Source organism: Peribacillus sp. (assembly GCF_059453735.1).
This window is the reverse complement of the sequence record NZ_JAZVJO010000118.1, coordinates 1-11,228: the sequence shown is the minus strand read 5'-3', so window position 1 is coordinate 11,228 and position 11,228 is coordinate 1. Positions and strand designations below refer to the sequence as shown.

The following is an 11,228-nucleotide window of genomic DNA, read 5'->3' as shown; positions in this document are numbered from 1 at the left end:
ACTATGTACGAGTACAAAGCTAATTACAATGACTTGATTAGTGACTTCAATCTCTACCTCTGCGAGAGCCTTGCGAGTCTTGGGACTCTTGAGGAGATAGGTTGATTCGATTTCAACAAGCTTTTCGCTTGATTCAACATCGAAACCGACGAGTTCACCCTTATCCCTAAATTCAAATGGAGGGTACTCAGCATCGGTCACCACTTTTAACGTTTTTTCCTTTTCATCAGAGCCGGATTTTTCCGAGTTACCACATCCCGTTACCAGCAATAGACTTGAAATCCCTATACCTAAAAACAGCCCTAACCTCTTCTTCATCATGTTCCCCCTGGCTTCAAAATAAAATTATTATTCTGAAAATTCTTTTTTTACCTAAGTGGTATTATACTCATTCTTGATTATATATTCAATAAAATTCCAACTAATTCCTCTAAAGATTAGTTTATGATAGAAAAAATCATCTCCCTTATTTATATTTCTTAAGGTAAAATGGTTCTTCCAGACAAGAAAAAATTTCACAAAAAAATTGCAGAGAATTTTTCTCTGCAATCTTTTTCTTTTATTTTATTTTGGGCACTTTTTCAATATTTTCTGGAATTTCAAGCATATCTAAGATAAAGATAAAGATTGGAATCCCGATAATTAAACCCCAAATACCTAAGAAATGCTCTGAGAACAACAGAACAATAAAAGTGAAGAATGTTGGTAAATTCGTTTTAGCTGACATGAACTTAGGATTCAAGATATAACTTTCAAGGGCATGAATGACTACAATCATGATAAGAACAGCAAGGACCTTCGTAATACCGCCAATGCTGAAGGCAATCATTGACAGCGGAATTAATGAAATAATTACACCAGCAACCGGTATTAAACCTAGGAAGAAGATCATAATTCCTAGTCCAATTAATTGTGGGAATCCCATTAACGCTAAGAAAATTATTGATAGTATTGCATTTGTCAAAGCAATTAAAAATTGAACTTCAATAACCTTACCGAACGAGTTAATGAATTTACTGCCAAAGTGCTCGATGTTAATAAAGAAATCACTAAATTTCCCATATTTAAATTTAGCAGTAAAACGAGCAATTTTATCCTTCTCTAGTAAGAAGAATAAACTAAGCAAAAGAGATAGGAAGATTTGTAGTCCCAGTTTACCGATATCAGTTAAATAATTGTATACATTCCCAACTTGTTTAGGTATATCTAACGGAGAGTTCAGTTTATTAAGCGTATCAATAATAAAGTGAATCACCGGTATATCTGGGGGATTCATATAGAAATGAGCTATTTGGGTAACTAACTCCGTAAGTTGAAGTGTAATAACCGGCAAGTATTTATATAAAACGATCCCGAGAGCGGAAACAAAGATCATATATATAATACTAATAACTAACTTTTGATTGACTTTAATATATTTATTCAACTGAAGGTAAATAAAGTTTTGGAGCCTTCCCATTAGGAAAGTAAAAATAAAGGTAAACAAAAGCAAATGAATCATATTGCCAATACTATATAAAAATACAATTATAATCAGCAGCGTAATTAGTCTTGAAAAACCTTTACTATGTAAGTAATTCCAGATTTCAGTCATATCCCTTCTTTATCTCCTATCCCAAATCTTACATCATCATTATTTCCTATATCATCTATCTTACACACTTTTTAGGAAATGGACTAGAAATTATTCTCCTTGCGCTTCTTTCACACTTTTTCTTTTAAGACTGGTTGATACTTCCGCATTGGTCCCTTTGTCAGAACCTGCTGTAAATAAGTTTTTCCACTAGGCGCCTGCTGTTTCATTAACTCTAGCAAATTGGTGATATCATCCATTGCACGATGCGACTGATAATCCGTAATATAGTGAGCTTGTAATAAGGTTAATAGTTTACTATTACTAAAACCATATTCCTTCCAAGGCACGCCTCTCATTGTACAATGCCAAGATAGGTCATTCACCTCAGGATACATCTGATAAATAAAACTGCGGTCAAAAGATGCGTTATGAGCAAATATGACATCCGCTCGATGAAAGTAAGTTTTTAGCTTAACATCATAAAAGCTTTTTCCTTCTACTTCTTCAAATGGTATTCCGTGAACACGGTATGCCTGTTCATAGTTTCTTCGTGCTGAAGCAGAGAGCGGCTCTCTTAGATAAGCATCCTCATCTAGAATATCTAACACTTGGCCATCTTGATCAAAGGTAAATAATTTTACCGCAATTTCAACCATTTCATCAGTTTTTGGACTTAGACCTGTGGTTTCCACATCGACAACCAAACCAACTTTTTTTATCATTCTAAACTACTCACCCTTTACTTTGTTAATCCTCGTCCTTAATATCTAGATCCTCTGGAATTGGCTCATTCGCCCATTCTTCAGCCAAAATCTTATATTTTTCTAGCTGTTCTAAATGTGTTTTAAATTGATCTTTATAAATCAACAACTGTTCTCCATCATGAACAGTACGTATTTTATTTTGCATAATAAGACTTTCAATATACTCTTTTGGGAGTGATAAATAGTCTGCAGTTTCCTGAATTGTGAGATACATTTTCTTCACTCCTTTAATCCATTTACTACTATTTACTATACAGCAATTACTTGTGAATCTCTATTGGAGTTCACTAAAAATTTGACAAATCTTTTCTTCTTAAAACTGCCAGACTATACACACATGAAAATCCTTTAAACCTACTAATCTTTGAACCCTCCAATAATGACAAAAATGTAAGATTCACTTGGAAAACGTAAGGAAAACTTATGGTAGATTAAACCAGCATTCCTTATAGTTAAAAGAAAATCAAAGTTGTCTCGTACAGCTGTTAAGGAGTGCGGAAAATGGGGATTGTTTTACCGGCAAAAGGCGTTAGTAAGGTATATGGGACAAAAAAGAATCCATTCCCAGCATTAAAAAAACTAAATCTTGAGGTATCTAGAGGTGATTTTGTTGGAATAATGGGGCCACCTGGATCGGGGAAATCTACATTATTACATCTATTATCAACGATTGATACCCCCGCTACAGGTTCGATTGATATAGGTGGTAGAAATATCTTAACGATGAAGGAAGAAGAACTGAACATTTTTAATGGATCGGTTGCTACACCGCAAAACAGCCTGAATCTTTGCAACTAAAACGTCAAGGAAAAAGGGCTTTTGAATAAAATCATCCTCGCCGACATTCATCGCCATTATAATATCCATCAACAAAATATTAGGTTTCTCTAGTAACACTAACTTGTCTACCTGATCGAATGTTTCAACAATCATTGATTCAAAGTTCCACTTCTTTAAAAACACGCCTATCAACGTTCGAATCTTGACATCATCTTCAACAATCATCACTTTATACATACGTCACATCCTATTTTCATCGACCATGATCGTTGACAGCTCTTGTTTAGCTTGAGTGCGTTTTGCATGACTATCTTGTTGAATATCCATCACTTCTAGGATTTCTTTAAGCAGCTGTCTCTGCGTTTCTTGTACCTTTTTATTTTGTTGTTCTATATCATTTTTTTCAGAAGCGCTTGTAATTTCCTGCTTTTGAAGATTAGCTATGTTTAGGGCTACTTGATTCCGCCATAGCGGTATGGATGTTAAGATAGACGATTGGATTTTCTCGATAAGTCGTTCATTTGTGCCTTGAATCAGCTTAATTAGAACTGAATTTTGTTTCGTAATTTCAATGCTGACTCTAAGATCGTATAAACGCTTATCTAGTACTTCAACTACATGCTGCCGCTGTTCTGCTTCCTCCCGTTTTAGAAATTCTTCCTCAACAAGTTCTTGTTCGGGCAGAGAACGAATTAATTCCTGTCGTTTAAGCTCTCCTGCTGTCAAATAGACATTCAGTTCACGGCATAACTCATTATTCTGAGTAAAAAGTCGGTTTAATAGTAGGGTATCTGCCAGTAAAAAGTTTTTACTCCGATCTAACTTTACTCGGGCTTGTTCAACCACTGCACTCGCTTTTTGATAAGAAACCAACTGACGTGATAGGGAATCATTTTTTTTAAACACTCTACGAAGAAAGGACTGATTTTTTATTCCCTCATCCTGTCCCAGCTCATTAATCAGCCTCATTAAATCGTTAATGACATCACCTGTTTGATTAACCTCTTTAGACTGAATTTGTTCAAGCAACTGACTTGTAAACGGTAACAGTTTTGCCTGAATGTTCACCCCATATGACATCACAATTCTTGGTTTAGTCAAATCAAGTTGACCAGCAACCAGCTCGACCTGTTCATAATCATCCTCGTTTTTCATTTCTTTCACAACCTTTACCCGCGAAGGGCAGCATTATATCTATATAAGGTATTCTCTGTTTAGCTTATATTCCCTTCTTACATACCGTACTTCTTTTCATTGAAACCAATCTGCCTTTTCCATATGTAGAAAAGGTTGATCAGTTTCTACTTCACCAGTTACTTTATCCATTTTTAAATCATTGCCTTCAAGCCAATGAGCAAAATCAAATTCTACCGGTTGGCGATCACCGCCTAGGGCAAACCAGACTTTCCTTTCTTTAGTAAGATAACCTGAGGTATGTATCGTTCCTGCCCAACTGCTGTATAGATCAGAAAATATTCCTTTGTCCGTATCATTTAATAGGCGAAAGGCCGTATAGGCTTCAGTAATCTTCTCTTGCTGTAATAGTTCAAGTCTCCGCTTTGAGTCAACAAGATGACGTCGATTTTCATGTGTCATTATTTCAAAATGGTTTGTACATGCCTCTGATTGACGGACTTCCACACCGCGGGGGGATGTTTCAATTATATAATTTGCTCCACTTTGATCATGCACCACATAGCTGAATGAATGTCGATGGGGAATTTCCCTTAACATCGCGATGGCCTCAAGTGTACTTGCACAAGCTTCTAAAATGATTCTGCCGATCATACAGCAAATAAAGCCCTCTCCAGGCTTTTTCCGATTCATAAAGTTATAGCCCATGGCGAGTCCCTTTTCGTTCATTCCATCCATTCGCCCAGTTACCCTCTGGCTTGGACCAATCATGGCATATCCCTCATCACTTGGTTGAAATAATGTGTAACGGCCCTCATATGTTTTCGGATGATAATCATAATTACGAATTAAGTAATCAGACCCTGTTAGAATAGAACAGCCAGAATGAACATAGTTCAGACGATACCCGCCAAACTCCTGTAAAACCCTCTCAATAGGCCAAGCAAGAGCCTCCTGCAAACCGAGCAGCTCCTCCCAAATACCAGGTACAAAAGCATGTAAGGCGTGTTCAACTTCGGTTGGTTTTATAGTGAATCTAGGTAAACGCACCTTCCACTGATTTTCACGGTTTTTTACTGAAATTGAATTTTTCAGCTTCAAACCCTGCGTATACCCAAATTCATAGTGTGTACCGCGGAATTGAATGATTTCACTGTATATGGATTTCATACTTCCTCCTTTTTTATCGTTATAATCTTGACTAAAGATCGAATCTTGAACGGATTCGACCACAACTAGTTATTCCCTTCAGTGATGGGTATAATCCCGTCTGGTGAATCGTTATTCCCGTCTAGAGGGCCTTTATTCCCGTGTGAATTCCTTTTCCCAAACAAAAAAATGGCTCCAGTACGAAGACTGGAGCCAACTTGATATTTACTTTTTTTGTACAGTGATCGTCCAAGACGCTTCATCTATTTGTTCGTAATTAGTTACTGTGTGTCCTGCTTCTGCAGCCCAGCGCGGCAGAGTTTCTGTCGCTTGCGTACAGTCAAAATTAATGATTAATTCATCACCTGAATTAAGAAATTCCATTTCATTTTTTGCTTCTACTAAAGGAAACGGACAAACCATTCCCATTACTTCTAGTGTTTTTTGCATATTTTCTTCCTCCTAAGCTGTAGTAACAGCTGATTGTGCAGCTGCCGCTTTTCTTTTCACATTTGGTCGTATAAAGACAAAATACGATGCAGTCCATGTTCCTAGAATCATAAAGACTAGGGAAACCCATCCCTGCCAAGTCATCATAGCTGTCATAACTAAACCATTACCGATTGAACATCCTCCGGCAAGACTAGCTCCAAAGCCCATTAAAATTCCGCCGATAAAGCTCGTAATTCCTGTTTTAGCATCAGGCATTCTAAAGCGGAATTCTCGGCTTCCTTTTGCTGCAATGAACGAACCAAGGAAAATCCCTAGAACAAGGAATACTCCCCAGTTAATGATGGAGATATCACCCGTTACTAAGTATTGCAGAATATTCGCAGAAGGAGTAGTAATCCCCAATCCTGACATTCTGCCTGTCGCTTCACTAAGCGGCCAAGCAAGGATTGCAATTAATCCTACCAACATAGCCGTGAAGAATGGATGCCAGCGTTTTTCGAATAGTAAATGCGCTATCCCAGTCCGCTTAGGCTTCATTGAAGGAATTATAACTTTCGGCTTTTTTAATTCTCGACTGATAATCCAGACAACAATGGCTGTAAAAATAGCAATGAAGACCCAGACAGAAATTCCTGTTGTTTCAGCAATTGAATTCTTTGGAAGAACAACTGATGAAATCGAATCGTTTACAGGTGTTAATGGTCCAGATTTCATAATCGTGCTCATCAGCATATACCCTGCAAGCGCAATCCAACTGCCCAGCAGACCTTCACCAGCACGGTACCATGTTCCAGTTGCACAGCCGCCGGCAAGGATGATGCCAATACCGAATACAAAAGAACCAATTATTACGGCAAGCCAAGGGAAGGCACCTGTAGTAAATTGAATAACATCCATTTGGATTAACGTATAAACACCAACACTTTGAACAGCTATCGCAATTAATAATGCATAAAACATGCGGTTATCTTTCGCTATATACATATCCCGGAATCCACCTGTGAGACAGAAACGTCCTCGTTGCATAACGAAACCAAGCAATGCTCCACAAAGTAAACCCGTTAGGATCATTTGTATCATTTAGTTTTCTCTCCTTCTTTAAAACCAAGTAAGTCTATATGTTATGTGAATATGATATGGATAATAGAAGTTTAAGTCAAGAGTTTTAATCTTCCTTTTCTTGAAATCTGCAAAGCCATCAAAATAATCTTAATACACGATAGAATATCAACTATCTTCTCTTCAGATATTTCTAAACACAAAAGAGCCGATCCTGTAAGGATCGGCTCTTCTCATGTTATTTATGAAGTTTTTCCATTTCATCTGCTACAAATTGAACTTGGGTACCAACAATTACTTGAATACTTTGAGGACCGACAATATTAATGCCTGGTACACCGGTTGCTTTAATTTTTCTTTGGTCAACCGCATCCATGTCTTTCACTTCAATTCTTAAGCGCGTGACACAATTATCAATGGCAGTGATATTATCGCGGCCACCTAAACCAGCGTAAATTACAGCAGCCATATCAGCATATTTATTATCTGAAGAAACAGCATTGTCAGTTACAATAACCTCTTCTTCATCCAAATCATCCGATCTTCCTGGTGTCATTAAATTGAACTTCACGATTAAGAATCGGAATAAGAAATAATAAATTACAGCGAACACTAATCCTTGAACAAGCAGCATATACGGCTGATTGGCCAGCGGTAAATTAAAGCTTAAGAAGTAATCGATTAAACCAGCGCTAAAGGCAAATCCTGCTGTCCAATGGAAGAAAGCTGCAATCATTAAGGACAGTCCAGTTAAAATTGCATGAACTAAGTAGAGCAGTGGAGCTAGGAACATAAAGGCAAATTCAAGAGGTTCTGTTACACCTGTAAAAAACGAAGCAAAGCCGGCCGCAAGCATTAAGGAAGCTGTTTGCTTTTTCTTTGCTGTTTTTGCCGTATGATACATAGCTAATCCGGCAGCCGGAAGGCCAAACATCATAATAGGGAAGAATCCTGCTTGATACATGCCTGTAACTCCTTTTACCCCATCTCCTTTCCAGAAGTTTCCGATATCATTAATTCCAATTAAATCAAACCAGAATACAGCATTCAACGCATGGTGCAGACCTGTTGGAATTAACAGCCTATTAAAGAATCCGTACAGACCAGCTCCTAAAACACCCAATTTACTAATTAATTCTCCAAAATTAACAAGGCCTGTATAAACAACCGGCCATATGAAGAATAACAATAAGGCGACAATAAGCATAGCGAGCGCTGTCATAATTGGAACAAGTCGTTTACCGCTAAAAAAGGCAAGTGCATCTGGCAATTTCACATGACTAAAGCGATTAAACATGAAGGCTGCAACGAGCCCTGAAATAATTCCTACAAACGCATTGTTAATTTTACTAAACGCAGCATTCACGTTTTCTACTTCAATTCCCTTCAGCATAGCTACTGAATCAGGTGCCAGCAGCGTAGTTGCTACTAAAAAAGCCACCAGTCCGCTTAAGGCTGCTGATCCATCTTTTGTCTTAGACATTCCGAGTGCGACACCGACGGCAAAAAGGATGGGTATATTGTCTAAGATAGAAGACCCCGCTTTAATAAGGAAAGCCGCCAACGCATTCCCGGATCCCCAGCCATTGGGATCAATCCAATAACCAATACCCATCAAAATGGCAGCAACCGGAAGCACAGCAACCGGAAGCATCAAAGAACGGCCGATTTTTTGTAAAAATTTCATCATGTCATTTCCCCCTAGTAATTATTCTTCTCTTCTAATCGAAATGTAAAGGAACGAATAATATCAATTAACAAAACCTTTTCTATTCACCTCCTAAATTGCTGTCGGCTCAACGAAGTAGAATAATCTACTTAAAGACTTCCATATTAAACCTCATAAATCCTCTATTTTCGACAAAAATATCTTAAGCCTGTTTACCTATCTATCTTATTAATAATTGATTGATTTGCTTTTTAGAACAATCCATGTTATTCTTAAGAAGAATTATTTTTGTCCGGTAGAAATGAAAACAAAAAGTTTAACTTTTCGTCTCGTTGTTCACTGAGAGCAAGGATAGTAATACAATGTGTGAAAGCACTAGGAGGCAACAAAAATGGAACAAGGTAAAGTAAAATGGTTTAACGCAGAAAAAGGATTCGGCTTGATGGAAGGCGAAAACGGAGACGATGTATTCGTACATTTCTCAGCTATTCAAAGTGAAGGCTTCAAGTCTTTAGATGAAGGCCAAGAAGTTACTTTTGAAGTAGAACAAGGTCAACGTGGACCCCAAGCTACTAACGTTCAAAAAGCATAATCTTAGCTGATTATATAGACAGATCCTGCTTGCAGGGTCTGTTTTTTTGTGTGTCTAAAAATAAACAAAAAAAACTTTGCTCACGAATGAGCAAAGTGATTGGTCCAAGTAAAGTAAAACACAGTAAAAAGGTTTGACTAATTATAACATACATTAACGATGAAAAGTAAATTTATTCAAATTACTTTTCATCGTTTTAACTTGACCTCGCTTATACATCAAACCAGCCTTTTTCAATTGTATCTTTAAGCCAATAATAACTGTCTTTCTTGGTTCTCTCTAAAGTTTCATAATTGACGTGAACGATCCCGAATCTCATACTATAGCCATATGCCCATTCAAAATTATCAAGCAGGGACCATGTCAAGTATCCTTTAACATTCACACCCGATTCAATCGATCTTTGCAGCGCCGTTAAGTGAAGCTTTAAATAGTCTATTCTTTTCTTATCCTGTACCTTCCCGTTTTCTGGTTCATCATTATAACAAGAACCATTTTCGGTAATATAAATGGGAACGTCACCATATAATTCTTTAATTTTGACAAGTACATGATAAAATCCATCCGGATAGATAAACCAGCCAATGTCCGTTTGATCGTATCCCATATCAATATTCTCGCAGTTAAATAATCCCTCATTTTCTTTATACCTAGCGACATTTCCCGTGTAATAATTAATACCAAGGAAATCAATTTTTTCAGATATAGCTTCCATATCTCCAGTATTAACATGCGGTACTGCACCTTTTTCTGCAAACCATTCTAGCATAAATAGTGGATAGGCTCCTTTGAAAACGGGGTCAAAAAACCAGTCTAAATTCCAGCCATTTGCCCGATCGCATGCCTCTTTGTCTTCCTGTTTGCTGCTGTAAGGCTCATACCAAGTAACATTTGGAGCATAACCTATTTCCCCTACTGTCCCAGAATTTCGAAAGCTCTGAACAGCTTTCCCATGTGCAACCATTAAATGATGAGCTATATCTGTCGCCAGCTGAAGATTCTGATTACCTGGTGCATGAACACCTATGTAGTTCGATAAAAAAGATGCACACCATGGCTCATTCAAGGTTATCCACTTCTTAATTTTCCCATTAAATTCATTGAACATAAATTCAGCATAAGCAGTAAAGGCCGAAATGGTCTCACGATTTCCCCAACCTCCCTTGTCCTGAAGAGCTTGAGGCAAATCCCAATGGTAGAGCGTACACATCGGTTCAATTCCTTTTTCAATCAGTGAATCAACTAATCTATGATAATAGTCGACTCCTTTTTGATTCACCTCTCCCGTTCCATTTGGAAAAATCCGCGGCCACGATACGGAAAAGCGATACATATCTGCTCCTAATTCATCGAGAAGTTGAATATCTTCTTCATATCGATGATAACTATCACAAGCACGATCACCGTTTTCTTCGTTATAAACCTTCCCTGGTGTTTTAGAAAAAGTATCCCAAATCGACAGTCCTCTGCCATCTTCATTTGCTGCACCTTCAATTTGATATGCTGCCGTAGCACTTCCCCATTTAAACTGTTTTGGAAATTGAATAGTGGACATGAATACCCTCCTATTTCATCATCACATACTGTTCATAGATGAATGTCTAATCACAAGTTCCGGTTTAACAATTGATGGTTCACTACATGTTTCTTTAGTAATCAGATCATTTAATTTTTTAGCAGCTATCCTGCCTAACTCTTGTTTATCTTGTTTGACTGTACTTAATGTAGGCTCACTATACCGGCATGCCTCAACATCATCACAGCCAACTACTTTAATATCCTCTGGAATTCTTCGTCCTGTTTCTTTAATCGCTCTCATTGCACCAAGTGCCATCATATCTGAAGCTGCAATGACTGCTTTAGGAATCTCCCGACTTTGAAGAATGCGCTTCATACTTTCATAGCCGCTGTTTTCAAAAAAGTCTCCGTGTGCAATCCATTCTGGTCGAATAGATTTTTTATATTGCTTCATCGCTCGAATATAACCTTCTAAACGAAGATTTGATATTTCCGACGTTTTCTTTCCTGCTATAAAAGCGATTTCTCCGTTTG

General features: G+C 37.6%; 13 protein-coding genes and 1 pseudogene. 2 read left to right on the top strand and 12 right to left on the bottom strand.

From position 1 onward, the window contains the following. The 4 genes and pseudogenes from AC52RT_RS03955 to AC52RT_RS03940 form a co-directional block, all read right to left on the bottom strand. A pseudogene (locus AC52RT_RS03955) lies at window positions 1–318 on the bottom strand (basic amino acid ABC transporter substrate-binding protein); the annotation flags it as partial. Window positions 319–559: 241 nt separating this feature from the next. Next, window positions 560–1,594: an AI-2E family transporter gene (locus AC52RT_RS03950; RefSeq protein WP_495539546.1), complete on the bottom strand. Its 1,035-nt coding sequence runs from the start codon at window positions 1,592–1,594 to the stop codon at window positions 560–562. Between the two features lie 110 nt (window positions 1,595–1,704). Continuing rightward, window positions 1,705–2,298: an exonuclease domain-containing protein gene (locus AC52RT_RS03945; RefSeq protein ID WP_495539545.1), complete on the bottom strand. Its 594-nt coding sequence runs from the start codon at window positions 2,296–2,298 to the stop codon at window positions 1,705–1,707. Between the two features lie 25 nt (window positions 2,299–2,323). Further along, a complete protein-coding gene (locus AC52RT_RS03940) occupies window positions 2,324–2,554 on the bottom strand; it encodes an excisionase family DNA-binding protein (RefSeq protein WP_495539544.1) in 231 nt (76 codons plus the stop codon). 287 nt (window positions 2,555–2,841) lie between these two features. Between AC52RT_RS03940 and AC52RT_RS03935 the strand changes: the two genes are divergently transcribed. Further along, complete coding sequence (locus AC52RT_RS03935; protein ID WP_495539543.1) at window positions 2,842–3,138, top strand: ATP-binding cassette domain-containing protein; 297 nt, start codon at window positions 2,842–2,844, stop codon at window positions 3,136–3,138. On the opposite strand, the gene AC52RT_RS03930 is transcribed toward AC52RT_RS03935, so the two are convergent. From AC52RT_RS03930 to nagE, 6 genes are all read right to left on the bottom strand, one after another. Next, window positions 3,058–3,357 (bottom strand): response regulator, encoded by a 300-nt coding sequence (locus AC52RT_RS03930; RefSeq protein ID WP_495539547.1) that lies wholly within the window; start codon window positions 3,355–3,357, stop codon window positions 3,058–3,060. The two genes, AC52RT_RS03935 and AC52RT_RS03930, sit on opposite strands and share 81 nt — an antisense overlap. Before the next feature lie 3 nt (window positions 3,358–3,360). After that, on the bottom strand, window positions 3,361–4,275 hold the full coding sequence (locus tag AC52RT_RS03925; protein WP_495539542.1) for a toxic anion resistance protein: 915 nt from the start codon (window positions 4,273–4,275) through the stop codon (window positions 3,361–3,363). A gap of 96 nt (window positions 4,276–4,371) precedes the next feature. Next, complete coding sequence (locus tag AC52RT_RS03920; RefSeq protein ID WP_495539541.1) at window positions 4,372–5,424, bottom strand: C45 family autoproteolytic acyltransferase/hydrolase; 1,053 nt, start codon at window positions 5,422–5,424, stop codon at window positions 4,372–4,374. Between the two features lie 204 nt (window positions 5,425–5,628). Further along, on the bottom strand, window positions 5,629–5,853 hold the full coding sequence (locus AC52RT_RS03915; protein ID WP_495539540.1) for a sulfurtransferase TusA family protein: 225 nt from the start codon (window positions 5,851–5,853) through the stop codon (window positions 5,629–5,631). Between the two features lie 12 nt (window positions 5,854–5,865). Continuing rightward, window positions 5,866–6,936 carry a YeeE/YedE thiosulfate transporter family protein gene (locus AC52RT_RS03910; protein ID WP_495539539.1) on the bottom strand — a complete coding sequence of 357 codons (1,071 nt, stop codon included), beginning with the start codon at window positions 6,934–6,936 and terminating at the stop codon, window positions 5,866–5,868. A 217-nt stretch (window positions 6,937–7,153) separates the two neighbouring features. After that, entirely contained in the window at window positions 7,154–8,605 is a 1,452-nt protein-coding gene (gene nagE / locus AC52RT_RS03905) for an N-acetylglucosamine-specific PTS transporter subunit IIBC (protein ID WP_495539538.1), read from the bottom strand. A 370-nt stretch (window positions 8,606–8,975) separates the two neighbouring features. Between nagE and AC52RT_RS03900 the strand changes: the two genes are divergently transcribed. Then, window positions 8,976–9,176 (top strand): cold-shock protein, encoded by a 201-nt coding sequence (locus AC52RT_RS03900; protein WP_495539537.1) that lies wholly within the window; start codon window positions 8,976–8,978, stop codon window positions 9,174–9,176. A gap of 211 nt (window positions 9,177–9,387) precedes the next feature. On the opposite strand, the gene AC52RT_RS03895 is transcribed toward AC52RT_RS03900, so the two are convergent. Next, a complete protein-coding gene (locus AC52RT_RS03895) occupies window positions 9,388–10,731 on the bottom strand; it encodes a GH1 family beta-glucosidase (RefSeq protein WP_495539536.1) in 1,344 nt (447 codons plus the stop codon). Window positions 10,732–10,752: 21 nt separating this feature from the next. Next, window positions 10,753–11,228 (bottom strand): substrate-binding domain-containing protein (locus tag AC52RT_RS03890; protein WP_495539535.1); only part of this gene is annotated, 476 nt, incomplete at its 5' end.

Coding starts and splice junctions, on each gene's coding strand:
- AC52RT_RS03950 (WP_495539546.1), bottom strand. CDS start 1,594: ATGACTGAAATCTGGAATTACTTACATAGTAAAGGTTTTTCAAGACTA.
- AC52RT_RS03945 (WP_495539545.1), bottom strand. CDS start 2,298: ATGATAAAAAAAGTTGGTTTGGTTGTCGATGTGGAAACCACAGGTCTA.
- AC52RT_RS03940 (WP_495539544.1), bottom strand. CDS start 2,554: ATGTATCTCACAATTCAGGAAACTGCAGACTATTTATCACTCCCAAAA.
- AC52RT_RS03935 (WP_495539543.1), top strand. CDS start 2,842: ATGGGGATTGTTTTACCGGCAAAAGGCGTTAGTAAGGTATATGGGACA.
- AC52RT_RS03930 (WP_495539547.1), bottom strand. CDS start 3,357: ATGTATAAAGTGATGATTGTTGAAGATGATGTCAAGATTCGAACGTTG.
- AC52RT_RS03925 (WP_495539542.1), bottom strand. CDS start 4,275: ATGAAAAACGAGGATGATTATGAACAGGTCGAGCTGGTTGCTGGTCAA.
- AC52RT_RS03920 (WP_495539541.1), bottom strand. CDS start 5,424: ATGAAATCCATATACAGTGAAATCATTCAATTCCGCGGTACACACTAT.
- AC52RT_RS03915 (WP_495539540.1), bottom strand. CDS start 5,853: ATGCAAAAAACACTAGAAGTAATGGGAATGGTTTGTCCGTTTCCTTTA.
- AC52RT_RS03910 (WP_495539539.1), bottom strand. CDS start 6,936: ATGATACAAATGATCCTAACGGGTTTACTTTGTGGAGCATTGCTTGGT.
- nagE (WP_495539538.1), bottom strand. CDS start 8,605: ATGATGAAATTTTTACAAAAAATCGGCCGTTCTTTGATGCTTCCGGTT.
- AC52RT_RS03900 (WP_495539537.1), top strand. CDS start 8,976: ATGGAACAAGGTAAAGTAAAATGGTTTAACGCAGAAAAAGGATTCGGC.
- AC52RT_RS03895 (WP_495539536.1), bottom strand. CDS start 10,731: ATGTCCACTATTCAATTTCCAAAACAGTTTAAATGGGGAAGTGCTACG.